This window comes from Actinomycetospora sp. NBC_00405 (assembly GCF_036044095.1).
GTDB lineage: Bacteria > Actinomycetota > Actinomycetes > Mycobacteriales > Pseudonocardiaceae > Actinomycetospora > Actinomycetospora callitridis.
In genome coordinates this window covers 4,756,011-4,781,456 of record NZ_CP107938.1, presented here as the reverse complement: position 1 = coordinate 4,781,456, position 25,446 = coordinate 4,756,011, and the positions used below count along the sequence as shown (strand labels likewise).

26 protein-coding genes are annotated in these 25,446 nt (G+C 74.3%); 10 read left to right on the top strand and 16 right to left on the bottom strand.

Annotated features, from left to right (window positions below):
• Positions 1-18: 18 nt before the first annotated feature.
• Together OG774_RS23635 and OG774_RS23630 are read right to left on the bottom strand one after the other, a co-directional pair.
• Positions 19-1,206: a L,D-transpeptidase gene (locus tag OG774_RS23635; protein WP_328304819.1), complete on the bottom strand. Its 1,188-nt coding sequence runs from the start codon at positions 1,204-1,206 to the stop codon at positions 19-21.
• A gap of 115 nt (positions 1,207-1,321) precedes the next feature.
• Complete coding sequence (locus tag OG774_RS23630) at positions 1,322-2,446, bottom strand: UDP-N-acetylmuramate dehydrogenase (protein WP_328304818.1); 1,125 nt, start codon at positions 2,444-2,446, stop codon at positions 1,322-1,324.
• Positions 2,447-2,471: 25 nt separating this feature from the next.
• Here OG774_RS23630 and OG774_RS23625 point away from each other — a divergent pair, with 25 nt between their 5' ends.
• Both OG774_RS23625 and purU read left to right on the top strand, forming a co-directional pair.
• Positions 2,472-2,972: a DUF2505 domain-containing protein gene (locus tag OG774_RS23625; RefSeq protein WP_328304817.1), complete on the top strand. Its 501-nt coding sequence runs from the start codon at positions 2,472-2,474 to the stop codon at positions 2,970-2,972.
• A gap of 2 nt (positions 2,973-2,974) precedes the next feature.
• On the top strand, positions 2,975-3,874 hold the full coding sequence (gene purU, locus OG774_RS23620) for a formyltetrahydrofolate deformylase (protein ID WP_328304816.1): 900 nt from the start codon (positions 2,975-2,977) through the stop codon (positions 3,872-3,874).
• On the opposite strand, the gene OG774_RS23615 is transcribed toward purU, so the two are convergent.
• From OG774_RS23615 to OG774_RS23590, 6 genes are all read right to left on the bottom strand, one after another.
• Positions 3,871-4,740: a pirin family protein gene (locus OG774_RS23615; RefSeq protein WP_328304815.1), complete on the bottom strand. Its 870-nt coding sequence runs from the start codon at positions 4,738-4,740 to the stop codon at positions 3,871-3,873. The genes purU and OG774_RS23615 overlap by 4 nt on opposite strands.
• A gap of 78 nt (positions 4,741-4,818) precedes the next feature.
• Positions 4,819-5,379, bottom strand: coding sequence for a YbaK/EbsC family protein (locus OG774_RS23610; protein WP_328304814.1), 561 nt, complete (start codon positions 5,377-5,379; stop codon positions 4,819-4,821).
• Positions 5,376-5,675, bottom strand: coding sequence for a DUF2516 family protein (locus tag OG774_RS23605; protein WP_274190949.1), 300 nt, complete (start codon positions 5,673-5,675; stop codon positions 5,376-5,378). Before OG774_RS23605 ends, OG774_RS23610 begins: the two co-directional genes overlap by 4 nt.
• 130 nt (positions 5,676-5,805) lie before the next feature.
• Positions 5,806-6,528 carry a hypothetical protein gene (locus OG774_RS23600; RefSeq protein ID WP_328304813.1) on the bottom strand — a complete coding sequence of 241 codons (723 nt, stop codon included), beginning with the start codon at positions 6,526-6,528 and terminating at the stop codon, positions 5,806-5,808.
• Between the two features lie 51 nt (positions 6,529-6,579).
• Complete coding sequence (locus OG774_RS23595) at positions 6,580-7,044, bottom strand: helix-turn-helix domain-containing protein (protein ID WP_328304812.1); 465 nt, start codon at positions 7,042-7,044, stop codon at positions 6,580-6,582.
• Positions 7,045-7,159: 115 nt separating this feature from the next.
• Complete coding sequence (locus OG774_RS23590) at positions 7,160-8,368, bottom strand: DUF445 domain-containing protein (protein ID WP_328311109.1); 1,209 nt, start codon at positions 8,366-8,368, stop codon at positions 7,160-7,162.
• Between the two features lie 748 nt (positions 8,369-9,116).
• On the opposite strand from OG774_RS23590, the gene OG774_RS23585 reads away from it, so the two are divergent.
• Together OG774_RS23585 and OG774_RS23580 are read left to right on the top strand one after the other, a co-directional pair.
• Positions 9,117-9,701, top strand: a complete 585-nt coding sequence (locus tag OG774_RS23585; RefSeq protein WP_328304811.1) for a TetR/AcrR family transcriptional regulator — start codon at positions 9,117-9,119, stop codon at positions 9,699-9,701.
• The gene (locus tag OG774_RS23580) at positions 9,698-10,876 is read left to right on the top strand and encodes an FAD-dependent monooxygenase (protein ID WP_328304810.1); all 1,179 of its coding nucleotides are present in this window, start codon (positions 9,698-9,700) and stop codon (positions 10,874-10,876) included. Before OG774_RS23585 ends, OG774_RS23580 begins: the two co-directional genes overlap by 4 nt.
• 8 nt (positions 10,877-10,884) lie before the next feature.
• Here OG774_RS23580 and OG774_RS23575 read toward each other — a convergent pair whose 3' ends face one another.
• The 4 genes from OG774_RS23575 to OG774_RS23560 are packed head-to-tail and all read right to left on the bottom strand — an operon-like array spanning position 10,885 to position 15,650.
• Positions 10,885-12,408, bottom strand: coding sequence for an ATP-binding protein (locus tag OG774_RS23575; RefSeq protein WP_328304809.1), 1,524 nt, complete (start codon positions 12,406-12,408; stop codon positions 10,885-10,887).
• Positions 12,405-14,072: an FAD-dependent oxidoreductase gene (locus OG774_RS23570; protein ID WP_328304808.1), complete on the bottom strand. Its 1,668-nt coding sequence runs from the start codon at positions 14,070-14,072 to the stop codon at positions 12,405-12,407. The genes OG774_RS23575 and OG774_RS23570 overlap by 4 nt, the downstream gene beginning before the upstream one ends.
• Positions 14,073-14,130: 58 nt before the next feature.
• Positions 14,131-15,051, bottom strand: a complete 921-nt coding sequence (locus OG774_RS23565; protein WP_328304807.1) for a hypothetical protein — start codon at positions 15,049-15,051, stop codon at positions 14,131-14,133.
• Entirely contained in the window at positions 15,048-15,650 is a 603-nt protein-coding gene (locus OG774_RS23560; RefSeq protein ID WP_328304806.1) for a hypothetical protein, read from the bottom strand. Before OG774_RS23560 ends, OG774_RS23565 begins: the two co-directional genes overlap by 4 nt.
• Before the next feature lie 169 nt (positions 15,651-15,819).
• Between OG774_RS23560 and mycP the strand changes: the two genes are divergently transcribed.
• Both mycP and OG774_RS23550 read left to right on the top strand, forming a co-directional pair.
• Complete coding sequence (gene mycP, locus OG774_RS23555; RefSeq protein WP_328304805.1) at positions 15,820-17,256, top strand: type VII secretion-associated serine protease mycosin; 1,437 nt, start codon at positions 15,820-15,822, stop codon at positions 17,254-17,256.
• Between the two features lie 69 nt (positions 17,257-17,325).
• Positions 17,326-18,183 (top strand): nitrilase-related carbon-nitrogen hydrolase, encoded by an 858-nt coding sequence (locus tag OG774_RS23550; protein WP_274194539.1) that lies wholly within the window; start codon positions 17,326-17,328, stop codon positions 18,181-18,183.
• A 7-nt stretch (positions 18,184-18,190) separates the two neighbouring features.
• On the opposite strand, the gene OG774_RS23545 is transcribed toward OG774_RS23550, so the two are convergent.
• Positions 18,191-18,949 (bottom strand): GIDE domain-containing protein, encoded by a 759-nt coding sequence (locus tag OG774_RS23545; protein WP_328304804.1) that lies wholly within the window; start codon positions 18,947-18,949, stop codon positions 18,191-18,193.
• Between the two features lie 125 nt (positions 18,950-19,074).
• Positions 19,075-19,914, bottom strand: coding sequence for a PhzF family phenazine biosynthesis protein (locus OG774_RS23540; RefSeq protein ID WP_328304803.1), 840 nt, complete (start codon positions 19,912-19,914; stop codon positions 19,075-19,077).
• 371 nt (positions 19,915-20,285) lie between these two features.
• Here OG774_RS23540 and OG774_RS23535 point away from each other — a divergent pair, with 371 nt between their 5' ends.
• Positions 20,286-21,059 carry a coniferyl-alcohol dehydrogenase gene (locus tag OG774_RS23535; protein WP_328304802.1) on the top strand — a complete coding sequence of 258 codons (774 nt, stop codon included), beginning with the start codon at positions 20,286-20,288 and terminating at the stop codon, positions 21,057-21,059.
• 93 nt (positions 21,060-21,152) lie between these two features.
• Positions 21,153-21,968, top strand: coding sequence for a serine protease (locus tag OG774_RS23530; RefSeq protein ID WP_328304801.1), 816 nt, complete (start codon positions 21,153-21,155; stop codon positions 21,966-21,968).
• 3 nt (positions 21,969-21,971) lie between these two features.
• On the opposite strand, the gene OG774_RS23525 is transcribed toward OG774_RS23530, so the two are convergent.
• Positions 21,972-22,178 carry a hypothetical protein gene (locus OG774_RS23525; protein WP_328304800.1) on the bottom strand — a complete coding sequence of 69 codons (207 nt, stop codon included), beginning with the start codon at positions 22,176-22,178 and terminating at the stop codon, positions 21,972-21,974.
• A 194-nt stretch (positions 22,179-22,372) separates the two neighbouring features.
• Between OG774_RS23525 and OG774_RS23520 the strand changes: the two genes are divergently transcribed.
• Positions 22,373-22,771 (top strand): nuclear transport factor 2 family protein, encoded by a 399-nt coding sequence (locus OG774_RS23520; RefSeq protein WP_328304799.1) that lies wholly within the window; start codon positions 22,373-22,375, stop codon positions 22,769-22,771.
• 138 nt (positions 22,772-22,909) lie between these two features.
• Here the strand turns inward: OG774_RS23520 and OG774_RS23515 are convergent, their stop codons facing one another.
• Positions 22,910-23,230, bottom strand: coding sequence for a hypothetical protein (locus OG774_RS23515; protein WP_328304798.1), 321 nt, complete (start codon positions 23,228-23,230; stop codon positions 22,910-22,912).
• A gap of 1,076 nt (positions 23,231-24,306) precedes the next feature.
• On the opposite strand from OG774_RS23515, the gene OG774_RS23510 reads away from it, so the two are divergent.
• Entirely contained in the window at positions 24,307-25,440 is a 1,134-nt protein-coding gene (locus OG774_RS23510; RefSeq protein WP_328304797.1) for a rolling circle replication-associated protein, read from the top strand.
• The last annotated feature ends 6 nt before the right edge of the window (positions 25,441-25,446 follow it).

Below are 25,446 nucleotides of genomic sequence, written 5' to 3'. Positions count from 1 at the left end.
GGCCCGCCGGGTCGAGGATCAGCTCAGCGCCGACATCCCGCGCCAGGTGTCCCAGTCCAGGGCCCAGTCGTAGATGTCCCCGTCGGCGGCCGAGAGCTGGACCGGGGAGTTCGTGACCTCGACGGGATCGCCGTAGATGGCGGTGTCGTAGTACGCCCGCGCGTCGGCGGTGGAGAGGTTGACGCAGCCGTGGGTGACGTTGCTCAACCCCTGGGCCCCGGCCGACGCCGGGTTGGCGTGGATGAACTCGCCGTTGTTGCTCATGCGCACGGCCCAGTGCTCGACGAGGTCGTAGCCGTACTGCGCGCTGGTCATCCGCTTGTTGTCGAACTTCTCGGTGACGACGTGGGTCCCGCTGCGCGTGATGCGGTTGGGGTCGCTGCCCAGCCCGTAGCTCGCGGGCACGTCCATGACCTGCTGGCCGTCCCGGATCACGACCATCCGGTGGCTCGTGACGTCGGCCCGCACGATCTGCGAGCGCCCGACGGTGAGGTGGTTGGTGAGGTCCTCGCGCCCGTAGGCCCCGTCGCCCAGGTCCACGCCGTACAGGTCCGCCGCGACGTCGACGACGGTGCCGGGCTTCCAGTACTCCTTCGGCCGCCAGTGCACCCGCGAGCCCAGCGCGTCGTCGGGCAACCAGGCCCAGGAGCCCTCGGTGGGCACCGACGTGCGCACCTGCAGGGCCCGCTCCGCGGCGGCCTTGTCGGTGACCGGGCCGTCGAACTGGATGGCGATCGGCGCCGCCACGCCGACGGTGGCGTCGTCGGGCTGCGCGAACTGTGCGCGCACGACCCGCTCCGGGCTCACCGTGGTGAAGCCACCGGCGACCGGCGTGGTGGCCCCGTCCGCGCCCACCGCGACACCGGACCAGGTGTAGGGCTTGCCGTAGCCGAGTGCCACGGTCGTGGCCCAGCGGTGGCCGTCCGGGGTCACGGCCCCGGCGACGGGGCGGCCGTCCGCGCCGGTCAGCGCGACGTCGCGCAGGGCGGCGTCCGGCGCCGTCACGCTGATCTCGCCGCCCGGGTCGACGTCGGCGCGCCCCGGCACGGCCGTCGTCGTCACGGTCGGGGGCTGCGTCGCGTCACTCCCCGCCGACCGGGGCGTCGCGCCCGCAGCCGCACATCCCGCGACGACTCCCGCGACGGCGACGAGCGCCACCACCACGGCCAGCACACCCTGCACGCGTTCCCGCACCCCGAGGGCCACCTCTCCTGATCGATCCCGAACGCATGACGCGAACGGCCCTGGAGCGGTTGTCAGGCCACGGGCACACTCACACCGGTGGCCCAGTGATCGTGAGAGGGGTCTCGCCGCGATCCGGTCAGAGGGCGCAGGAGACGAGCACGGGCTCGGGTTCGAGCACGAGGCCGAAGGCCTCGTCGACCCGGTCGCGCACGTCGCGGGCGAGCGCCAGCAGGTCGTCGGTGGTCCCGCCGCCGCGGTGGGTCAGGGCGAGCGTGTGCTTGGTGGAGACCCGCGCCGGGGCGTGCTCGCCCGGGTGGCCGCGCGGGACGCCCGCGCGCTCGATGAGGGCGGCCGCGGAGAGCTTGACCAGCCCGCCGGGCTGCGGCCACGCCGTGACCGGGACCTGGCCCGCCGCCTCGGTGCGGGCGGCGACGCGGGCCGCGGAGGCCTCGTCGACCACCGGGTTGGTGAAGAACGAGCCCGCGCTGCGGCTGTCGGGGTCCGCGGGGTCGATGACCATGCCCTTCCCGCGGCGCAACCCGAGCACGGCGGCGCGCGCGTCGGCGACGGGCACGCGGGTGCCGGGCTCGACGCCGAGGGCGCGGGCGAGCTCGGCGTAGCGGACCGGGGCCGACAGGCCGTCGGTGGTGAGCCGGAAGCGCACGCCCAGGACGATCTCGCCGTCGACGTTGCGGTCGCCCTTGAGGCGGCTGGTGCGGTAGCCGAGACCGAGGTCGGCGGCCGCGACCGTGCCACGGCGGCCGGTGCGGCGCGCGTAGAGGTCGACGTCGACGAGGAGGTCGCCGACCTCGACGCCGTAGGCGCCGACGTTCTGCACCGGCGTCGCCCCGGTGCGTCCGGGGATCCCCGAGAGGCACTCGAGCCCACCGAACCCGTCGGCCACCGTGTCGGCGACCAGCGCGTCCCAGTCGTGGCCGGCCTCGACGTGCAGGACGACGGTGTCGGCGTCGCGGCGCACGACCTCGTGGCCCTCGGTGTCGATGAGCAGCGCGGTGCCGGCGAACCCGGCGTCGCCGATGACGAGGTTGGAGCCCCCGCCGACGAGCAGCAGCGGCTCGCCCGCCCCGTCGGCGGCGCGGGCCCGCTCGACCACCTCGTCGGCCGTCGTCGCCCGGACCAGACGCCGGGCCGGGCCGCCGAGACCGAGTGTCGTGTGGGGCGCGAGGAGCGTCGCGGCGTCGGTGTCGACGGGGCCGTCGCCCGCCGCGGGCGTCGTCTGAGCGGTCGGACCGGGTGCCACGGCCTCCGACGGTAACCTCCCGCCCGTGTCGACCCGCATCGCCCACCGCGCCACCTGGGACGTCCCCGCCGAGGAGGTGTACGCGGAGCTCGTCGACGGCGACCACCTCCGGGCACGCCTCGAGGAGCTCGGCGGCAAGGACCCCGCTCTCGTCGAGCACTCCGTCGACGCCTCGGGCGCCCGGCTGGAGCTGCGCCACTCGGTACCCGTGGAGTTCCTGCCGACGGCGGTCCGCCGCTTCACCGGCGACGACCTGGTCCTCGACCGCGTCGAGACCTGGCGCGTGCGCACCGACGGCGGCTACGACGGCACGTTCGAGGTCACGGTCCGCGGCCTACCCGGGACGATGACCGGCACGCAGGAGCTCACCGACTCCGGCGGCGGCGCGGTCACCGAGATCCAGGGCGAGGCCACGGTGTCGGTGCCGATGGTCGGCGGGCGCATCGAGAAGGTCGTCGTCGAGCAGGTCGGCGCGCTGCTCGACGCCGAGGACGCCTTCACCCGCCGGCGGCTGGAGAAGCGCTGACCATGGCGACCCATCGCCTCGTCATCACCCTGAGCTGCCCGGACCGCACCGGCATCGTCGCCACGATCACCGGGCGGCTCGCGGCGCTCGGCGCGTCGATCACCGAGGCCGCGTACCACGCCGACACCGCGGCGGGCTGGTTCGTCACGCGACAGGTCGTGGACGCCGCCTCGGTGCCCGGCGGGGCGGACGTGCTGCGCGTGGTGATGGGCCAGGTGGCCGCGGGCCTCGAGGTGCCCGGCGGCGACCCGGTGCGCTGGCAGGTGCGCGACGCCGCCGAGCCGCCGCGGGTGGTGCTGCTGGTCAGCAAGGAGTCGCACTGCCTGCACGACCTGCTCGGCCGGGTCTGGGGCGGTGAGCTCGAGATGGACGTGCGCGCGGTCGTGGGCAACCACGAGGTGCTGCGCCCACTCGCCGAGGCCCACGGCGTGCCCTTCCACCACGTGCCGTTCCCCTCGCGCGCCGAGGACGACGAGGCGCGCTCCGGACGCGACGCCGCGTTCGCGGAGGTCGCCGCCCTCGTCGACGAGCACGACCCGGCGGCGATCGTGCTGGCGCGGTTCATGCAGGTGCTGACGCCCGAGCTCTGCGACCGGTGGGCCGGGCGGGCCATCAACATCCACCACAGCTTCCTGCCCTCGTTCGCCGGTGCCCGCCCGTACCACCAGGCCCACGCCCGCGGGGTGAAGCTCGTCGGCGCGACGTGCCACTACGTCACCGCGGACCTCGACGCCGGCCCGATCATCGAGCAGGACGTCAGCCGCGTGGACCACGCCGACACCGCCGAGGACATGGTCCGCCGCGGCCGCGACGTCGAGAAGCTGGTGCTGGCCCGCGGGCTGCGGGCCCACCTCGAGGACCGCGTGCAGGTGCACGCGGGCCGGACGGTCGTCTTCCGCTAGACCCGCTCGGCGGGGATCGCGCCCAGCCGGCCGGCGTGGAAGTCGACCATCGCCTCCCGGACCTCCTGCTGGGTGTTCATGACGAACGGCCCGCCCCAGGCCACCGGCTCGCGGATCGGGCGGCCGCCGAGCAGCACGATCTCGAGCTTGGGGTGCCGGCCCTCCTGCCCGGGATCCGCGGCGACCCGCAGCGACTCGCCGGGGCCGAAGACGACGAGCTGACCGGTGCGCACCGGCCGCCGCTCGGCGCCCACCGTGCCGTCGCCGGACAGGACGTAGAGCAGCGCGTTCTGCTCGGGGTCCCAGGGCAGGTGCAGCGCCGCGCCGGGCTCGAGCGAGGCGTGCGCCATCGTCATCGGCGTGTAGGTCGAACCGGGCCCCTCGTGCCCGCCGATCTCGCCGGCGATGACCCGGACGAGCGTCCCGGCGTCGGCGGAGGTCAGCAGCGCGGCCTGCCCGGAGCGGAGGTCCTGGTAGCGGGGCTGCACCCACTTCTGCGCCTGCGGGAGGTTCACCCACAGCTGCAGGCCGTGGAAGAGGCCGCCCGACGCCACGAGCGCCTCCGGCGGGCGCTCGATGTGCAGCACCCCGCCGCCCGCGGTCATCCACTGCGTGTCGCCGTTGGTGATCGAGCCGCCGCCGCCGTGGTTGTCGGCGTGCTCGAACGTGCCGTCGATGATGTAGGTGACGGTCTCGAAGCCCCGGTGCGGGTGCCACGCCGTGCCCTTGGGCTCGCCGGGCGCGTACTCGACCTCGCCCATCTGGTCCATGTGGATGAAGGGGTCGAGCAGCGCGAGGTCGACGCCGGCGAACGCGCGGCGCACCGGGAAGCCCTCGCCCTCGTAGCCCTGCGGCGCGGTGGTCACCGTGCGGACGCCCCGCTCGGTGACGCCGACGCGGGGCGCCGCGGGCTCGGGGACGACCGATTCCCACCGGGACCCGCGTCAGCGGCCGAGGCCCTCGAGGGCCTCGGCCCCGGACAACGCACCCAGCGAGGCACCGGGGACGAGGAGCTTGCTCTCGCGCCGGCCGCTGCCCACCACCACCGCGGGCGTGGCGAGCACCGCGGGGTCGACGAGCACGGGCCACGACGCCGGCACGCCGAACGGGGTGATGCCGCCGTGGGCCATGCCGGTGAGCTCCACCGCCTCGTCCATCGGCGCGAACGACGCCTTGCGGACGTCGAGCCGCTTGCGGACGACGGTGTTGACGTCGGCGCGCGTGGTGGCCAGCACGACGCAGGCGGCGAAGCGACGCTCGCCGGAGCGCGAGCCGGCGACGACGACGCAGTTGGCCGACGCCTCCAGCGGCGAGCCGTAGGCCTCGCAGAACGCCGCGGTGTCGGCGAGCGTGGGGTCGATCGCCGCGACCAGGCAGTCGGCGGCGACGTCGGTCGGCAGCGCGCGCAGGGCGTCGACGACGGGCCCGGCCAGCAGGTCGGTCCGCTCGAGGGCGGGCACCGGCTCCAGCGACCCGGCGATGGCCAGGGCGGCCGGCGACGTCACCAGCGCGGGCCCTGCTGGATCTCGATGACCCGCGGGCGCACGTCGACGATGTAGATGAGCACGGCGATGATGCCGACGAGCCAGAGGAAGCTGTAGGGGCCGCTGGTGGAGATCGCGAGGATCGCCAGGCCGACGCCGGTGATCGCGCACCAGACGGGCTTGGTCAGCTTGTCCGCGGCCGTGAACGCGTCGGAGCGCTGCATCAGGGCGTGCACGAAGGCGTACAGGCCCACCGGGATCCCCAGGAGCCACAGCACCAGCAGCACGTAGCCATCGAGGTTGTAGAGCACCGACACGCCACCACGATACGTGCCCCGTGCAGCGGGGCGACAGGCGCGCGGTCCTCCCCCGGACACACGACGACCCCGGGACGGCGGAGCGTCCCGGGGTCGTGTCGAGCAGAGCGTCACCGCACGGTGGCGGGACTCAGCTCTTGGGGGCCCGCTTGGCGCCGCCCGCGGTGGCCGCGGACTTCGGCGCGTTCTTCGGGCCCTGCTTCTTCGGCGCGGTGCGCGCGGCGGTCTTGCGCGTGGTGCTGCGCGTCTCGGACGCCACCTCGTCACCGGCCTCCTTGATCTCCTCGGAGAGCTCGGAGCCGGCCTCGGCGACGACCTCGGCGGCCTGCGCGCTGAAGCGCTGCGTGGTGCGGGCGGCGCGCTCGCCGACCGAACGGGTCTGCTTGGTGACCCCGGCGAGAGCGCTCTCACCGCGGACGCGGACACCCTCGACGGCGTGCTCGAGGCGGTCCTCGATCTCGCTCGAGACCTGGTCGACCGTGTTGAGCGCCTGCTTGACCTGCGGCTGCGACGTGATGTCGCGGTACGCGGACTCGCCGCGCTTGATGAGGTCGGTGTAGACGCTGCGGACGGCGGCCAGGTAGCTGTCGACCAGGCGGCGGAAGTCCTCCGCGGTCAGCTTGGTGCGCAGCTCCTGGACCTCGGCCGGGAGGTCCTCGACGCGGGCCTGCACCTCGGTGGCGCCGGACTGCACGCGCTCGGCGGCCTCACGGGCGGCGGCGACGGCCACGTCGCCGAGGCCCAGCACGGCCAGCGCGGGCTGGCGCAGCGGGTCGATGGCGTCCGAGACGGCCTTGCTGGCCTGGTCGCGGACCTCGCGGACGTCGAACTTGGTGGGGAAGGTGACAGCCATGGTCGTCCTCTCTCCTGGATACGTGTGGGACGTGCGCGCCTGAGCGGTAGGTCAGGACGTGCGCGGGGCCGGTGCCTCGACTGCCGGGGCGGCAGCGTCGATGGCGGCCACGGCGAGCGCGGCGTCGTCGGTCCCGGTCGCGGTGCTGGTCTCGGCAGCGTTGCCGCGACGGAACGATTCGTAGATGTCGGTGAGCACCTGTTTCTGGCGCTCGGTCAGCTCCGTGTCCGACGCGAGGGCGTCGAGCACCGGGGAGTGCTCCCGGGGCTCGAGAATCCCTGCCCGGACGTACAGCGCCTCGGCGGAGATCCGCAGGCCGGTCGCGATCTGACCCAGGATCTCGGCGGACGGCTTGCGCAGCCCACGCTCGATCTGGCTCAGGTAGGGGTTGCTGATCCCCGCGACCTTCGCGAGCTGACGGAGGCTGACCTCCGCGCCCTCGCGCTGCCGGCGGATGTAGGCACCGATGTCCTCGACGGCCTGGCCGATCTTCTCGACCCCGTCCGTCCCGGACACCGATGACCACCTCCTCCGAACTCGCTGACACCCACGCTAACACGAGTGCTAGCTGACGCAAGCACTGTGCTTGCGCAGGTCGCGTGGGCTGCCACACACACTTCCGGGGGACGACTCAGACGAGCAGCTCGCCCACGGTGTAGATCACCAGGCCCGCGAGGGCGCCGACGAGGGTGCCGTTGATGCGGATGAACTGGAGGTCACGGCCCACCTGGAGCTCGATCTTGCGCGAGGTCTCGGGGCCGTCCCAGCGGGCGACGGTGTCGGAGATCAGGGTGGAGATCTCGCTCGAGTAGCGGCCGACGACGTAGCCGGCGGCGTCGACGATCCAGCCGTCGATCTTGCCGCGGAGCTCGGGATCGGTGTCGAGGCGCTCGCCGAAGCGGGCGACGCCGTCGGTCACCTTCAGCCGCAGCTGGGACGACGGGTCCTCGGCGGCGTCGAGCAGCATCGCCTTGCCGGTGGCCCACGCGCGCGAGATGAGGGCCTGGACCTCGGGGTGCTCGAGGAGCTGGCGCTTGATGTCCTCGACCCGCGCGTTGGTGTCCGGGTCGTCCTGCAGGTCGGCGGCGAAGGAGACGAGGAAGCGGTCGACGGCCTTGCGCATCGGGTGGTCGGCGTCGGACTTCACCGCCCAGGCGAACGACAGCGCCTCGGCGTAGAGCCGGTCCCCGATCAGCCCGTCGACGAAGCGCGGCGACCAGCTCGGCGCCTGCTTGCTGACCAACGCCATCACGGTGTCGTGGTTGTCGCGCACCCAGTCGTAGGCGCGGTCGCAGATCAGGTCGACGACGCGGCGGTGCGCCCCGTCGTCGAGCACCCCGGCCAGCAGCCGGCCCATCGGCGGCCCCCAGGGCTGGGCGACGACGCGCCGGGTGACGGCCTGGTCGACGACGGCCTGGATCTCGTCGTCGCGCAGCACGGTCACCGCGCCGCGGACGACGGTGGCGAGCTCGCCGGTCACGCGCGAGGCGTTGCCGGGCGTCGTGAGCCAGCCGCCGAGCCGCGCGGAGATCTGGGCGGCGCGCAGCTTCTCCGCGACGACCTTGGGGGCCAGGAAGTTCTCGCCGACGAAGCCCGAGAGGCTGGCGCCGAGCTGGTCCTTCTTGCGCGGGATGAGCGCCGTGTGCGGGATCTTGATGCCCAGCGGGTGACGGAAGAGCGCGGTGACCGCGAACCAGTCGGCGAGCCCGCCGACCATCCCGGCCTCGGCCGCGGCGCGTACATAGCCCGTGAACGCAGGCCCGCCGTTGCGCTCCCAGGCCAGGAAGACGATCCAGATGATCGCGGCACCGAAGAGGAACGACAGCGCCACGACCTTCATGCGGCGCAGGCGGGCCCGCTTCTCCGGGTCGTCGACGAAATCCGGGATCAGGCCGCCCTCCCCGCCGGACGCGCGGCGGGGCGGCGGGAGCGCGACGGCGTCGCCCCCACCGGTGACGGGCGGGCCGACGGGTTCGGTCGGCGGGTCGGCCTCCACGTCGCCACGTGTGCTGGCGCCGTCCGGGCCGTGGGCGGTCTGCACGTCTCCAGTGTCCCACCGGCGCCGTGCGGGGCCCGTCGAGCACAGGGACCTCGCGTTCGGTCCAGTGACGCGTCGAGGAGACGTGCGTCACGGCCGATCCGTCCCCCGGTCCGGTGAACCGGAGGACCACCCGGCGCGAATCGCGCACTGGGCGGCGAGAGTGCGTATCGCTCGGGCGACTTCGGTCGTTGGATAGATGCCGTTGTCGCCGTTGTTCGCGCCGAAGTCGTCGCACGGTCTCCACGGCCGCCGTCGTCCCACCGTGAACAGGGTCGTCGACGCGTCTTCCGACCACCCCGCGCCGTCCCTCGGGACGACCCGGACCCCCGTGCGACCGACCGCGCCCGGCCGCACGGGGTCTCGCGTCCCCCGGTCGCCGTGCTGCCCCACGGTGACCGGGGGGCGCCCCCCTTCCGGCCTCCGGCCCCGCGCGCCCCTGCCCGTGTCCCAGCACGGAGGAGCAGGCACACCCCGACGCACACCCGCCCGACGACGCGCCCACCCACCGAATTGGGCAATCGTCCAAGTCAGTGGTACTCCTCGGGGGGTGCACAGCGAACGCGGCCGGACCACCCGTGGTGCGGTGCTCGACGCCGCCGCCGACCTGATCGGCGAGCTGGGCTGGGGCCGGGTCAGCACGAGGGCGGTCGCGGAGCGGGCGGGCGTGCTGCCCGGCCTGGTGCACTACCACTTCGCCTCCCAGCAGGAACTGCTCGCCGAGGCCGCCACCGGCCGCGTCGCGGTGTGGGCCGACGAGGGCCTCGCCGCGCTGGAGGCCACGTCCGATCTGCGCGCGGGCCTCACGCTCCTGCTGGAGTCGGTGGCGCACCTCGACCCCACCGAACCGCTGCACCTCCTCGCCTCCGAGACCTACCTCGCGGCCTCGCGCGACCCCGCGCTCGCCGGTGCCCTCCGTCGGGTCGTGGCGGAGTTCCGGACGGGCCTCACCGGGTGGCTGGTCTCGCGGGGCGTGCCGAGCGGCACCGCCGGGGAGTCGGCCGCCCTGCTCACCGCGGTCCTCGACGGGATCGCGCTGCACCGCGCCCTCGACCCTCAGCTGCCCCTGGACCGCGGCGTCGACGCGTTGCTCCGGATGCTCACGACGACGGAGGCACCACCGTGCACGCAGTGATCAGTGGAGCGGGCATCTCGGGGCTCGCCACGGCGACGGGGCTGGCCGGTCTGGGCTGGCAGGTCACGATGGTCGAGGCCGCACCCGGACCCCGGCGAGGCGGCTACATGATCGACTTCTTCGGCCCGGGCTGGGCCGCCGCCGAGCGCCTCGGGGTGATGCCCGCCCTGCGCCGCCGCGGCCGGATCTACACCGCGGCGCGCTACGTCGACCGGGACGGGCACACGACCGGCCGGCTCCCCCTGGCGAGTCTCGCCGGCGTGACCGGCGGCCGCTACTTCTCCGTCCTGCGCCCGGAGATCGAGGAGGCCCTGCGGGAGTCGCTCCCGCCGACGGTCGAGGTGCGCTACGGACGCACCGTGACGGCGGTCGAGCAGCGCGCGGCGCCCCGCAGCCCGGCCGGGGTCACGCTGGACGACGGGAGCACCCTCACCGGCGACCTCGTCGTCGCCGCGGACGGCCTGCACTCGGGCGTGCGACGGCTCGTGGTCGGCGACGAGGCGGATCTGCTGCGCCCGCTGGGGTTCCAGACCGCGGCGTTCACCTGCTCCCATCCGGAGCTGGCGGCCCGGTTGGGTGACGAGGTGCTCCTGACCGACGTGGTCGGCGGGCAGGTGGGCCTGTTCGCGCTCGACCTCGACGGCCGCGAGCAGCGCCCCGAGCCCGACCGGGGCATGGTGTCCGTCTTCGTGATCCGCCGAGGCGGCAGCCGGCTCCCCGACGACCCCCGGCGCGCGGTCGTCGACGAACTGGGCCGGCACGGGGCGTGGGCGGCGGCGGTGGCCGACCGCGTACCCGCCGCGCCCTACCTCGACGTCGTGGCGCAGTCGATCGTGCCGCGCTGGGTCCACGGCCGGGTGCTGCTGGCGGGCGACGCCGCGCACGCGGTCTCGCTGCTGGCCGGGCAGGGCGCGTCGCTGGCGATCGCGGGGGCGATGGCGCTGGTCGACCAGGTCGCCGCGCACGAGGACCTGGACGCCGCGCTGGCGGAGCACGAGCGGACGTGGCGTGCCGTCGTCGAGCCCGTGCAGGCCTCGGGGCGCCGTGCCGCCGGCACGTTCGTCCCGCGCCACCGCCGGGACCTCTGGCTACGGCGGATCGTCCTGAGGGCGGCCCGTCTGCCCGTGGTGAGCCGCCGCCTGGCGTCCGGGCTCACCGGCGCCGCCACCCACTGACCTGGTGCTCAGGCGTCCTCGAGCGCGTCGCCCGGCGTCGTCTCGCGGGCCGGACCGTCGATCGGCAGACAGACCTCGAACGTCGTCCCGCCCGGACCGGTGTGGACGCGGATGTCGCCGTGGTGCTTCTTCACGACGATGCGCCAGGAGATGTCCAGGCCCAGCCCTGTGCCCTCGCCGACGTCCTTGGTGGTGAAGAACGGCTCGAAGATGCGCGGGCGCACGTCCTCGGGGATGCCCGGTCCGGTGTCGGAGATCTCGACGACGGCGTTGCGGCCGTCGCGGCGCGTGCGGATCGTCAACGTCCCCGATCCATCACCGGTCGACCTCATGGCGCCGACGGCGTTGTCGATGATGTTGGTCCACACCTGGTTGAGCTCGGCCGCGTACGCCGGGATCTTCGGCAGGTCGGGGTCGAGCTCCTTGACCAGCTGGAGGCCCTCGAGCTTGCGGCTCATCATCATCAGCGTCGACTTGAGCAGCACCCGCAGGTCGACCTCGTCGAACGGCGCGCGGTCGAGCTGGGAGTACTGGCGCGCGGCCCCCACGAGGTTGGCGATGCGCCCGGTGGCGTCGGTGATCTCGCCCATCAGCGTCTCGGTCTCGACGGCGTAGGCGATCCAGCGGACCGCGGCCTCGATCGACCCCTCGGGCACCGCGCGCTCGACCTTGTCGAGCCACTCGGCGTCCAGTCCGCCCGCGACCAGGACCGGCGCGAGGTCCCAGGCGCCGGCGACGCCGCGCTGGTCGAGCCAGTCGCCGAGCTCGTCCTCGGCGTCCGAGGCCTCCATCACCGAGAGGTCCGGGGCGGTCTCGGCCCGGCTGACGGCGTCCTCCTGCAGGTCGACGAGCTGGGCGATCGTCCCGCCGTCGAGCTTGCCGCACGCCAGCATCCCGAGCTTGTGCCGCATGCCGGCGACCCGGCTGCGCAGCGACTCGGTGGCGCGCTGGGCCGCGGCCGCGGGGTTGTTGAGCTCGTGGGTGAGGCCGGCGGACAGCGAGCCGAGGGCGAGCAGCCGCTCGCGCTCGCTGGTGATCGTCGACGTGCGGCGCATGCCGACGACGAGGCCCTCGAGCAGGTGGATCGGCAGCGGGAACCACTCGCGCAGCGCCGCGGCCCACTCGGTGGCGGGCAGCGCGAGGAACGTCGCGTCCTGCGTCGCCCGCAGCGAGTGCATGTAGGTCTGCTCGGCGTTCGGGATGTAGGCCTGGGTCGAGCCGCCGTAGGTGCCGCGCTGGCTCGTGCGCGTGGTCTCGACCTCGTCGCCGCGCACCGTCTGCAGCATCGCCATCTCGCCGGAGAGCAGCACCCAGAAGCAGGCGGCGGGATCGCCCTCGCGGCAGACGGTCTCGCCGGCGGAGGCCGTGACGACGTCCCCGTGGTGCGCGAGCCAGTCGAGCTGGGCGTCGTCGAGCTTCTCGAACAGGAAGAGCTCCCGCAGCTCGTCGCGGGTGAGCTTCTCGGGGATCTGCTCGGTCCCACCCGCGGAGCCCGCGGAGCCCGCGGAGCGGGCTTCGGAAAGCTCAGTCATCGGTTCTCCAACCATCGGTGCACCAGACTCACGGCCATCGCGCCCTCACCGACCGCGGACGCGACGCGCTTGACCGACTCGGCCCGGACGTCGCCGACGGCGAAGACCCCGGGCACGGACGTCTCAAGGTGGAACGGATCCCGCTCCATTTCCCATCCCGCGGGACGCCGGCCGTTCGGGCCCCCGGGCAGGTCGGGCCCCGTGAGGACGAAACCGCGTCCGTCGCGGGCCACGACGCCGTCCAGCCAGTCGGTACGCGGGGCGGCGCCGATGAAGACGAACAGCCAGGAGGCCTCGACCGTCTCCTCGGCGCCGGAGTTCCTGTCACGCAACGTCAGCTTCTCGAGGTGCTCGGTGCCGGCCGCGCCGACCACCTCGGTGCAGGTGCGGACCTCGATCAGGGGGTTCGCCTCGATCTGCGCGATCAGGTAGTGCGACATGGACGCCGTGAGCGAGGGACCGCGCACGAGCATGATCACCCGGCTCGCGTGCCGGGAGAAGTTCATCGCCGCCTGGCCCGCCGAGTTCGCGCCGCCGACGATGTAGACGTCCTGGGCGGCGCACGAGGCGGCCTCGGTGGCGGCGGCGCCGTAGAACACGCCCTGCCCCGTGTGCTCCTCGAGCCCCGGACAGTCGAGCATCCGGTACGAGACGCCGGTGGCCAGGACGACGGAGTGCGCGGTGATCTCCGAACCGTCGTCGAACGTGATCACGCGGGCCCGTCCGCGCGGCTCCAGCGAGGTGACGGTGCGGGTGGTGAGCACCTCGGTGCCGAACTTCTCGGCCTGCAGGCGCGCCCGCGTCGTCAGCTGGTCGCCCGAGACGCCGTTCGGGAAGCCGAGGTAGTTCTCGATACGGCTCGAGGTGCCGGCCTGCCCGCCCGTCGCCCGCGACTCGACGAGCACCGTGCGCAGCCCCTCGGAGCCGCCGTACACGCTCGCGCCGAGGCCGCCCGGGCCGCCGCCCACCACGACGAGGTCGTAGACCGCCTCGGACGCGGTGGTGGCGAGGCCCGCGGACTCGACGACCTGGGCGTCGGTCGGCTGGATCAGCGCCGTCCCGTCCTCGGTGATGACGACGGGCAGCTGGTCGGGATCCGCGCCGGCCGCCTCGAGCAGGCGGGCGCCCTCGGGCTCGTCGGCGCGCAGGAAGTCGTAGGAGAGCTGGTTGCGGGCGACGAGGTCGCGCAGCTCGTAGGAGCGCGACGACCAGCGGTGCCCGACGATGCGCACGGGGGCCGACGGCCGGTCCGGGGTGTCGCGCCACGCCGCGAGCAGGCTGTCGACCACCGGGTAGAGCTTCTCCTCCGGCGGGTCCCACGGCTTGAGCAGGTAGTGGTCGAGGTCGACGACGTTGATCGCGGTGATCGCCGCCTCGGTGTCCGCGTAGGCGGTGAGGAGCACGCGTCGCGCCCGCGGGAACAGATCCATGGCCTGCTCGAGGAACTCGACGCCCGACATCCGCGGCATGCGCTGGTCGGCGAGGATCACCGCGACCTGCTCACCCCGCAGCGCGATCTCCTTGAGGGCGTCGAGCGCCGAGGGGCCGGACTCGGCGCGCACGATGCGGTGGTGCTCGCCGTACTCACGTCGTAGGTCGCGGGCGACGGCGCGGGAGACCCCGGGGTCGTCGTCCACGGTCAGGATCACCGGGCGGGCTGGCACGTCTCCGAGCGTAGGCCCTCGACGGCCCTTCTCGATCGATCGAGAAGGTCACTCCGGCCTAGTCGCTGCTGCTGCTCGACCCTCCGGAGTCGCCCGAGCCCGAGGAGTCACCGGAGCTCCCGGTGTCCCACCACGTCGGGTCCCCGCCGTCGTCCCCGCTGCCCCGCGTCAGCGGTGCGTCCCGCGCCGCGCGGATCTTCGCGTCGAGCTCCGCGCACACCCACACGACGAACGCCGCCGCGGCGGGCGAGAGGCGCTCGGGCACGCGGGCCTGCGGGTGGACGCGGCCCCGACGGCACGGGCCGAGGCGCACCAGCCAGGCCTCCCCCTCGTCGTCGACGAGGGTGCGCCGCGGCACGGGATGGGTGCCGCGGACCTCGAGGTCCAGGCGGCGGCCCTCGACCGCGATCTCCCAGCGACGCTGCCCGGCCGGGCCGAAGCGGCGCGCGACGAACACCGGCCCGCTCGCGCCGCTCGCGGTCATCTGTCCCGTGCGGGCCCGCAGGCGCAGGCGGCGCTCGCCGTCGTCGAGGAAGGCGGACGGGCCGCCGCGGTCCTGGCGGTCGTTGACCGTCACCGCGCCCGGGACGTGGTCGACGTCGACGACGTAGCGCACGGTGTCGCCGGGCCGGCCTGCGTCCTGCGGCCCCGGGCGGCGGACGCGCACCGGCTGGCCCGTCCCGTAGGTCCGGACGTCGTCGCGCGCGCGCCGGCGGATCGCCGAGACGAGCTGGTGGACCAGGCCCCACACGAGGATCGGGACGAGGACGATCACCGCGGTGAGGACGTTGACCGCGCCGTCGTCGGCGATCCCCGGCTCGGGCGAGGGGTCGAGGGTCACCGCGATCGCGGCCGCGACGCCGGCGAGCAGCAGCGCGCCCGCCCACCAGAGGTAGCGGTGGTGCCCCAGGCGTCGCGGCGACCAGCGGGGCGCGGGGCCGCCGTGGGCCGGGCGGACCGGGTCGAGGGTGGCGGTCACGGGATCCTCTCCTGCTCCTCATGGCCCGTCCACGTGTCGGCGACGGGCTCCGGTGCCGTGGCACCGACGTCGCGGCCGTAGCTGCGGACGCGTTCCTGGTGGTTCTCGAGCTCACAGAACAGCCACAGGCAGAACGCCACGGCGTCCGGCGGCCCGTGGGCGGCGCGCTCGACGACCCGTGCGGCGTCCGGGACGTGGTCGACCTCGACGTGCAGGAGGACGTCCTCCGCCGGGCGGAGCCAGGAGGGGGCGTCGGGGTCCGGCGGGGGCGCGGCGCCCCGGACGGCCTGCCCGGTGCCGTAGACCCGGACGTCGTCGGAGACCCGGCGGCGGAGGGCGCCGACGAGCTCGGCGCCCGTCATCCACACCAGGACCGGTGCGAGGAGGCCCACCGCGACCACGACGGTCAGGGCGCCGGCGTCGGTGATGCCCCCCTCCGGCGCGTCGGTGGACCCGACGGCGATCACGACGGCGAGGGCTGCGAGCAGCACGGAGCCGGCCCACCACAGGTAGCGGTGGTGGCCCAGACGTGCCGGGGACCACCGCGCGGCAGGGCCGCCGCCGGCCGGCCCGGGCTCGTGCGTCGTCGTCGCGGTCATCGTCCTCCTTCCTCGCCGGCCAGCCTGCTGGCTACACAGAGAGACGACAAGCTCGAACAGTAGGACGAACGGGTGAACGAATCCAGTAGATCACCGGCGGGAGCCACGGTGGGTACTGCTTCCGCCGAACAGCCCCGGCGATCCGACCGGGCGCCCTACCATCCGCGGCGTGGGGGAGATCGCCCGTCGAGTGGCGCGCGGGACGGCGGCGCTCGTCGCGGTGGCCTTCGTCGCGGCCGCCCTCGTGGCGCTCGGCCCGGCCGTCGTCCCGGCCGGTGCCGCCTCCGTGCTCCCCGTCGACGCGCCGGTCCCACCGCCTCCCGACGCGCGGGCGCTCGCCGCCCTCGATCCGGAGCCCCACCCGTTGCCCGGCGTGCGGTCCCGCGTCCCGTGCGTGCGCTCGGCCGGCGGCGGCGTCATCCCCGGCGCCCCCTGGAGCCAGCAGCGTCTGCGGTTCACCGACGCGTGGCGTTTCACCCGCGGCGCGGGCCAGACGGTCGCGGTGATCGACACGGGCGTCAGCCCGCACCCGCGGCTCGCGGGACGCCTCGTCGACGGCGGCGACTTCGTGGGCCGCGACGGCGGGCTGCTCGACTGCGACGGTCACGGCACCCTCGTCGCCGGCATCGTCGCAGCGGCTCCCGACCCGGCCACGGGCTTCGTCGGCGTCGCCCCGGACGCCCGCGTCCTCTCGATCCGCCAGTCGAGCCTGACGGTGAGCACGACGAACCCGGACGGCACCACCGGCACGGGCGGCGGGAACGTCGACACCCTCGCCGAGGCGATCGTGCGCGCGACCCGCCTCGGCGCCACCGTCATCAACGTCTCCGAGGCGGCGTGCGTGCCCGCGGCCTCGGCGGGGCCTGCGCTCGCGCCCCTGCGCACCGCGGTGCGGGCCGCCGTGGACGCCGACGTCGTCGTCGTGGCCGCGGCCGGCAACGCGGGGTCGGGAGCGTGCACCCAGGGCGGCGACGGGCAGGGCGGTGACGGGCAGGGCGGCCAGGTGGTCGCGCCGGCGTGGTTCGGCGACGACGTGCTCTCGGTCGGCTACACGCGCCGCGACGGCCTGCCGTCGCCGCTGAGCCTGCGCGGCCCGTGGGTGTCGCTCTCCGCGCCCGGCTCGGAGATCGTCTCGCTCGACCCGGCCGGCCCCGGGGTGGTCGACACCGTCGCCCCGATCGGCGCCGAGCGCAGCGTGCCGATCGAGGGCACGAGCTTCGCGGCGCCGTACGTCAGCGGTGTGGTCGCGCTGGTCCGCGCCCGTTATCCGGGCCTCGACGCCCGCCAGGTGATGGCGCGCGTCACCGCGTCGGTCGACCGTCCCGGCGGCGCGCCCGCGTCCGGCGGCGCCCACGACGACGCGGTGGGCGCGGGCACCGTCGACCCCGTCGCGGCGGTCGCCGACGTCCGTCCGGACGAGTTCACCGGCGACGGTCCGGCGTCGGTCTCGCCCGCAGGGGCGGGCCGGGTCGACCTGAGCGACGGCCGCGATGCACACTCCGGATCGCGCACGGTGGCGCTGGCCGGGTCTGCAGCCGCAATGGCGCTGCTGGGCGGAACCGGTCTGATCGTCCTCGTCGCTCGACGGGCACGCCGGTCGCGCTGAGGCGACCGGGGGCCCGGGTGGAGTCCCCGTCCCCCACGCCGCGTGCGGCGACGATCCCGAGGAGCCCGCGTGCGCATCACGCTCGCCCAGACCGACGCCACGCTCGGGGACGTCGACGGCAACATCAAGCGCACCGAGCGCGTGGTCGCCGAGGCCGCCGACGCCGGCTCGGACCTCGTGGTGTTCCCCGAGCTCGCGCTCTCGGGCTACCAGGTGGGCGACGTCCCGCACGACCTCTCGATGGCCCCGGACGACCCGCGGCTGCTGCGGATCTCCCAGCGCGCCGGCGGCGCCGGGGTGCTCGTCGGGTTCCCCGAGGCCGGCGGCCACGGCCTGCACACCTACAACAGCGCGGGCTACTACGAGGACGGCCGGCTCGTCCACACCCACCGCAAGCTCTACCTGCCGACCTACTCGACGTTCGAGGAGCGCAAGCACTTCCTGCCCGGGCAGCACTCGCGGGCGTACGGCGTGAAGGGCGGGCGGCACCGGGCGGCCACGCTCATCTGCAACGACGCCTGGCAGCCCCAGGTCGCCTTCCTGTCCACCCAGGACGGCGCGCACATCCTGCTCGTCCCGGCCAACTCGGCGCAGTCGATGTCGCCCGAGCGCTACGACTCCAAGGAGTACTGGCGCAACATCACCACGTTCTACGGCCGCATCTACCAGCTGTTCGTGGTGTTCGTGAACCGCGTCGGTGTCGAGGGCGGCCTGACGTTCTGGGGCGGCAGCCACATCGTCGACCCCTGGGGCGAGGTCGTCGGCGAGTGCGGCGAGGGCGCCGAGGCCGAGGAGACCTGCACGGTCGACATCGACCTCGCCGACGTGCGCAGGCGTCGCCGCGACATCCCGCTCGTGCGCGAGGCCCGCCTGGGCCTGCTGCGCCGCGAGATCGACCGTCTCCTCGACGAGGGCGGGGACCTGTGAGCTCCGCTCACAGCAGCCCGACGACCACGAGCACGATCCCGAGGACGGCGACCGCCGAGCCGCCCCACGCCCACCAGCGCTGAGCGCCGGCGGCGGAGGCCTTGAGCTCCTCCTCGGAGCGCGTGGACACGATGAAGGGCTCCGAGGACGACTCCGGCTTGCCGATCACCAGCGGGCCGATGCGGTCGTGGACCTCGCCCAGGATGTAGAGCTGCTGGCCCGGGCGGATGACCCACTCCGTGTAGGTCATGCCGAGGGACTGGCTGCCGCCGTGGAAGAAGCCGCCGCCACTCGGACCCTGGCCGCCGGGGACGAAGTTCTCGTGGACCTTCTCGGGGCGGTCGGGGGCGGCGCCGTTCGGGTCGACGCCGATGATCCCGGAGTCGTCGACCAGCGCGTAGCCCTGGCGCGAGGTGTCGTCGAGGACGGTGTCGTTCTGCTCCCGGCGCCGCCAGTCGCCATCGGAGTCGCGGTACTGCTCGCTGTACTTGTGGACCACCGTCTGGCGGAACCACACGCACTCGACGCCGCTCTGGGGCGCGCGCAGCGGGCCGTCGGGGTGCGGGTGGGCCGCGCCGACCACCTCACAGACCTTGCGGAAGCCCCGGACCGTCCCGAGGTCGGCCAGCGTGCGCCGGTGCTCCTCGAGCTCCGCGATCGGCTGGGTCTCGGCCGCGATCATCGCGTGCCGACGTGCGCGGGTGCGCTGCGCCATCAGGAAGCCCGCCACCCCGAGGGCGACGAGGACGAGGCCGACGATCCACACGGTTGCCACTCCCGCTGTCCCGGTCGGCGACGCTCGCCGACACCGCTCACAGAGAGTGACACACGGCAGGGGGTGACGCCAGTGAGAGACCTCTGAGGGGCGAGGCGCCTACCGTCGGTGAGGAGTCAGATCTTCGTCGCCTCGGCGAGCAGCTCGCCACGGCTGACGGTGACCGCGTCGCCGCGCAGGTGGACGCGCTCGCCCGCGAGCTCGACCCCGACCTCGCCGCCGCGCGGGGAGAGCTGGGCGCCGACCAGGCGGTCCCGCCCGAGCCGCGACGACCAGTACGGCGCGAGGCAGCAGTGCGCCGAGCCCGTCACCGGGTCCTCGTCGATCCCCACGGCGGGGGCGAAGAACCGGGAGACGAAGTCGGGCGCGCCCGGCGTCGGGTCCTCCTCGGCGCGGGCGGTGACGATGACGCCCCGCCCGCTGGCCGCCCGCAGCACCGAGAGGTCCGGCTCGAGGTCGCGCACCTCCGCCGCCGAGGGGATCTCGACGAGCACGTCGTAGCGGCAGCGGGCGATCTCGACGATCGCGGCGCCCAGCGCGTCGGCGAACTCGTCGGCCAGGTGACTGTCCGGCAGCGCGGAGATCGGCTCGTCCACGGGGAAGTCGAGCTGGATGCCGCCGCCCGGCAGCGCCTCGGCCCGCAGCACGCCGGACGCGGTGCGGAACGCGATCGGCGACTCGGCGAGGCCCTGCTCGAACAGGACGTGCGCGCTCGCCAGCGTCGCGTGGCCGCAGATCTCCACCTCGACGGTCGGGGTGAACCAGCGCAGGCCCACCTCGCCCGTCGTCGCCAGGGTCGAGAGGTCGACGAACGCCGTCTCGGACACGTTCACCTCGGCGGCCACCGCCTGCATCCACGCGGCGTCGTCGGCGTCGGTGAGACACACGCCGGCCGGGTTGCCGGTGAAGGGCGAGGACGTGAAGGCGTCGACGAGGAGGAGCTGCACGGCCTCCATGGTGCCGTGTGCGACGCCGCTCGGGCAGTCGGATCGCTCGGCGCCCGGTGACACTGCTCCCCGGCCGGGCCGGCCCGGGGCGTGGGCCGCCCCACCACGCCCCGGACTCGGGTTCCGGCGGGGACGCCGGGGGGTCAGGGCTGCGCTCCGACCTCGAGGTGCTGCGACATCGCGCGCTCCGATCCCGTGACCGTCACTTGCGTACCGACCGTCACATCCCACCCGCCCGAAGCCAAGGAACTGCACCCCGACGGCCGAAGATCGACACCAGGAGCGACGGGTGGATCACGGCGTGCCGCAGCCGGTGGGGCAGGAGGTCGAGCGGGGACTGCCCCGACGGGGTGACGCGGACACGCCGCTACCGTGCCGTCATGAGCACGGTCTTCCTCGTCACCGGCGCCTCCTCGGGGGTGGGACGCGCGCTCGCCCAGTTCCTGGGGCGCCACGGGGTGTCCGTCGTCGGGCTCGACCGCCGCGATCCCCCCGACCGCGAGGTCTCGCACATCCCCTGCGACCTCGCGGACCCGTCGTCGATCGACACCGCCGTCGACCGCCTCGACGGCCAGGTCGACGCGCTCGCCAACGTGGCCGGCGTCCCCGGAACGGCCCCGGTCGAGACCGTGCTGTCGGTGAACTTCCTCGGCATGCGCCACCTCACCGAGCGCCTGGTGGGACGCATCCGTCGCGGCGGCTCGGTGGTCAACGTGTCGTCGTCCGAGGGGCGTCACTGGGTGGCACACCTCGCGGAGCTGCGCCCCCTGCTCGCCACCCCCACGTTCTCGGAGGGCCTGCGCTGGTGCCGGGAGCAGCGTCCCGACCGGCCGATCTACGAGGTCTCGAAGGAGGCCGTCCTCGCCTACACGACGGCCTCGTCGACGCTGACCTGGGCGGACGGCGTGCGGATGAACGCCGTCGCCCCCGGCACCGTGCGGACGCCGTCGCTGCCCGAGGTCGAGCGCTCCACCGACCCGCGGCGTCTCGCGCGCCAGCGCACCGCGGCGGGCCGGGACGCGGAGGCGGCGGAGATCGCGTCGGTGGTCGCGTTCCTGATGTCGAACGAGAGCCGCTGGGTCAACGGCCAGACGCTCGCCGCCGACGGCGGGGTCTCCGCGGCGACCACCTGGGCGGCGCTGCAGTCGCGCTGAGCCCTTCTCCGCCGGCCGCCCGTTCGTGCGTCACCCGGTCGTGGGTGACGGCGTTGGTCCTCGTGGACGCGACGGACGCCCCGGGGAGACCACATGCCTGCACGACGCTCGGCCCGCCGCACCCTGGCCGCCCTGGTGACGGGTGCCGCCGTGGCGGCGGGAGCCTGGCTCGCCGTCGTGCCCGCGGACGCCGCTCCGGGTGACGAGCCGGTGCCCACCGCCCCGGGCGTCCAGCCGGGCGTGCAGACCCGCACCGACGGCGGGCAGTGCACCTCGAACTTCGTCTTCACCGACGGCGACGACACCTACCTCGGACAGGCCGCGCACTGCTCCGGCACCGGGGGCGCGGACCAGGTCGACGGCTGCACCGCGGGCTCGCTGCCCCTCGGCACGCCCGTGGAGATCGCCGGCGCGAGCCGCCCGGGCACCCTCGCCTACAACTCCTGGCTCGCGATGCAGGAGGCCGGCGAGACCGACCCGGACGCCTGCGCCTACAACGACTTCGCCCTCGTGCGCCTCGACCCCGCCGACGCGGCGACCGTCACCGCCACCGTGCCGGTCTTCGGCGGCCCGACCGGCGTCGACGCCGACGGCGCGCGGCCCGGCGAGCTCGTGCGCAGCTACGGCAACTCCGAGCTGCGCGGCGGCGTCACGCTGCTGAGCCCGAAGATCGGCACCCTCGTCGCCACCCGGGGCGGCGGCTGGAGCCACGACGTCCTCACCGCCACCCCGGGCATCCCCGGCGACTCGGGCAGCGCCTTCCTCTCGGCCGACGGCACCGCCCTGGGCGTGCTCTCCACGCTGCAGTTCGCGCCGGTGCCCGCGAGCAACGGCGTGAGCGACCTCGCGCGGATGCTCGACTACGCCCGCGACCACGGCGCCGGCGGCGTCCGGCTGGTCACGGGCTGACCGTCAGCCGCTGAGAACCTTGCGGCGCCGCCCGGCGCCGTTGCGCGCGGCCGGGTCCGGCGGCGCCGGGTACGCGGACGCCCGCCGGCGCGCCTCGGCGGCCAGACGCTCCGACCGCGTCGTCCACCGTGTCGCCACCAGGTACATCGGCAGGCCGATCACCATCACCGAGATGACCAGGAACGCCCCGACCGCCACGATCCACTCCACGCCGGCCCCCCTTCGACTCCACTGCCGGTTTCGGGGACCGTCGCTCGATCGGGTGACGGCGTTACGCACTCGCTGTCCGGTCGCGGCGAGCGCCCGAGCTCCTCGCCGTCCGGCGCCGGACACGGGACGAGCGGTCGGCGGGCGCCCGTCGACGGGTCGTTGACGACCCGGGCGGCGCCCGCGACGCTGCCGCCGTGGCGCACCCCAACGAGGTCTTCGTCCGCGAGCTCTACGCGGCGATGGACCGGGGCGACGGCCGCGCGCTCGCGAAGGCGCTCCGGCCGGACACCCGCTGGGTCATCGCCGGCGGAGGGGCGCTCGCCGGGACCCACGTCGGCCCCGACGCGATCTTCACGTTCTGGCGCCGGATGGCCGAGCAGACCGGCGGCGGGCTGCGCCTGGCGGTGCGCGACGTCCTGGCCGACGACGTCCGCGCGGTCGCCCTGGTCGACGTCACGGGCGTGCGCGGCGACCGGACGTTCACGTCGTCCCAGGTGGTCGTCTTCGAGATCGACGGGCGTCAGGTGCGCGAGGCCCGGTTCATCCACGAGGACCAGGCGGCCTACGACGCGTTCATGGCTTCCGGCGGGTGAGAGGGAGGCGGCTGCGCGGAGCGGCTCGGTGCCGGTTGCCCATGGTCAGGCAGCCCAGGTGGTCGATCTCGATCTCTCTCGTGACCGCACGGGCTGGCTGACCTCTCGAGGGGGCCGGCTCGCGCTGGCGTCCTCGAGTCAGGACCGCCGGCCGCGACCGCCAGGACCAGCTCCGTCGGACGTATCCCGACGACGGCGCAGCTCGGCCGCGTCGGAGAAGCGGTCGAGCGGGTCGCCGTCGCCGGTCCGGGCGTCGAGGCGGGCGGTCGCGACGAGGCGCTCCTGGTCGAGCTGACGCCGCCGTCCGGGGTTGAACCAGTCGTCCATCTCGGCGAGGCGCTCAACCACCACCCGGCCGGCTCCGCGACCTCGGCGGACACGCAGGATCGCCGCCAGGAAGAGCACCACCAGGACGCCGAACATGCCGCAGACGACGCTCGCGGTCAGGACGGTGTCCACCGGTCCAGTCTGCTCCCGTCACCTGCGATGCGGCATCGGTGCGGTGGTTGGTGCAGAAGCCACCGAAATGAAGAAGCCCACCAGGCGTTTCCGCTGGTGGGCAGGGTGGCCAGGGGCGGGGTCGAACCGCCGACCTATCGCTTTTCAGGTGCCCGGAACACGCCACAACTCGTCTAGGTGAGTCTCCTGAGCAGGGCGAACGACAGAAGCAGACGAGGCCGGACACTCCCGGGTCTCGTCCCGCTGGTGCAGGACTGGTGCAGTGCACCCACGCCACGCGGATCGGCCTCGGGGTCTCTCCCTCGGCGGCGCGGGGTCGCCCCGGACAGGTCGATCGTGCCGGGGCAAGGGCCACCTCGTCCACACCGCCAGCCTGCTCGCTGATCCTGGCCCTTGCGGCGGTGCGAGCGGGCTGTCAGACCCCGGAAGAGCCGACGAGGGCGAGACCCCGTCCCGACCACCACCGCACTCCCGACCTTCCGATCACCGGGGCTACCTCTCCTGAGGTCGGTGTCCTGGTCCAGGGCGGAGCGCCTGGTCGCCGAAGGCTCGCGCTCTCCCGCCCGCTGATCCCGTACGCCGCCGTCTCGACGCTCTGACTGCCAGGGCCGCGAGACGGCCCTTCTGACGCGCCCACCGCAGAACCCCTCTGGGTCCTGTGGCGATGCCGCGCGTCCGCATCCGGTCACACGCGCCGCGAGACGGCCTCCCCGAGAGGCCTCGCCGTGTCCCACTCCCCCACCTCGAGCACCCGGACCCGCTCGTTTTCGTCGCCGTCGGTTCGGTCGTCGCGGCGGTTGCTGCCTGCTCTGCCTGATCCATGGCGCTCGTACACCCCTGCGCCCGCCTCTTCGCTGTCGTCGTGGGCGGCCGGGGCAGGAGTGGCCGGCACGCCGCAGCGGGTCGAAGACAGGAGCGACCGGCGTAAGCCGGTCGCGGCGGACCCGGCCGCCGCCCCGGCGCCAGCCGAGGGCCGGCCGTCTGGGCTTGTTCTATGTGCCATATCGGGCCGCGGGCCCAGCGATACCGCAGACACCGAACCTGACGGCCTCGACGAGACGTCGGTCCCGGACTCGGTGGCGGGGCTGTGGGCCCCGGCGTTCCCCTCCCCCGAGCTCGTCGACGCGGCGGCCGCGATGCTCCCCGCGATCCGCGAGGAGCCCGGGACGCTCGCTGAGGGACCGCGGTGGGAGCTGACCGTCGGACCCGGCGTGTTCGCGGTCGCCTGCCGGGACTGGGCACGCCGCGAGCGCACCGTCGAGCGGGCCCGGGCCGCGCACGTGAAGGACGTCGACGCCGCGGTGGCCGCGCACATCGCCACCGGCGAGTGGCCTGAACCGCCGACGCCACGGACGGCGATCACCTCGTGGTCGCGGAAGTCGCGGGCGAACATGGTGCGCCGGCTCTGCGAGCTGGACTACACCCCGCTCTACGCCTCGGGCCGGCTCCCGGCGATGGTGACGCTGACCTACCCCGGCGACTGGCTGACCGTCGTCCCGACCGGCCAGGTGCTCAAGCGGCACCTCAAGGCGCTGCGGAAGCGTTACGCCCGCGCGTGGGGTGAGGAGTGGGCGTGCGTGTGGAAGCTGGAGTTCCAGCGCCGCGGGGCCCCGCACGTGCACATGCTCTGCACCCCGCCCCACCGTCGCGCTCTAACCACGGGCGAGACCTTCGCGGTGTGGTTGTCGGCGGCGTGGGCTGACGTCGTCGACCACCCCGACCCCGAGCAGCGCCGCCGCCACGAACGCGCTGGCACCGCCCTGGACTACGCCGACGGCCTGCGCGCCACCGACCCGCGCCGGGTCGCGGCCTACTTCACCAAGCACGGCCTCATGACCTCGAAGGAATACCAGCACCACGTCCCACCGGAGTGGACCGACGCCGGAACCGGGCCGGGCCGCTTCTGGGGCGTCTGGACCCTCCAGCGGGCCGTCCGCACCGTCCACGTCTCCCCCGAGGACGGCATCCGCGCCGGCCGCATCGCCCGCCGTTGGGCCAAGGCCCAGCGACGCACGCAGCAGACCTGGAAGCCCCGCGTCGACCAGGCCACCGGCCGCGTCCGCTATCGCCGCACACGATCCCGCGCTCGCTTGATGACCAACGGCAACCGCGGCTGGATCGCAGTCAACTCCGGGCCAAGCTTCTGCTCGCGCCTCGCTGCGGCAACATGGAACACAATCCTGCAAAATGTCAGAACTTCGTTGACGTAGGTCCTA

Bases quoted from the DNA above. Each gene is read 5' to 3' on its own strand.
- OG774_RS23560 (WP_328304806.1), bottom strand. From the start codon at position 15,650: ATGACCGCGACGACGACGCACGAGCCCGGGCCGGCCGGCGGCGGCCCT.
- OG774_RS23575 (WP_328304809.1), bottom strand. From the start codon at position 12,408: ATGACTGAGCTTTCCGAAGCCCGCTCCGCGGGCTCCGCGGGCTCCGCG.
- OG774_RS23530 (WP_328304801.1), top strand. From the start codon at position 21,153: ATGCCTGCACGACGCTCGGCCCGCCGCACCCTGGCCGCCCTGGTGACG.
- OG774_RS23600 (WP_328304813.1), bottom strand. From the start codon at position 6,528: ATGGCTGTCACCTTCCCCACCAAGTTCGACGTCCGCGAGGTCCGCGAC.
- OG774_RS23590 (WP_328311109.1), bottom strand. From the start codon at position 8,368: ATGAAGGTCGTGGCGCTGTCGTTCCTCTTCGGTGCCGCGATCATCTGG.
- purU (WP_328304816.1), top strand. From the start codon at position 2,975: ATGGCGACCCATCGCCTCGTCATCACCCTGAGCTGCCCGGACCGCACC.
- OG774_RS23540 (WP_328304803.1), bottom strand. From the start codon at position 19,914: ATGGAGGCCGTGCAGCTCCTCCTCGTCGACGCCTTCACGTCCTCGCCC.
- OG774_RS23535 (WP_328304802.1), top strand. From the start codon at position 20,286: ATGAGCACGGTCTTCCTCGTCACCGGCGCCTCCTCGGGGGTGGGACGC.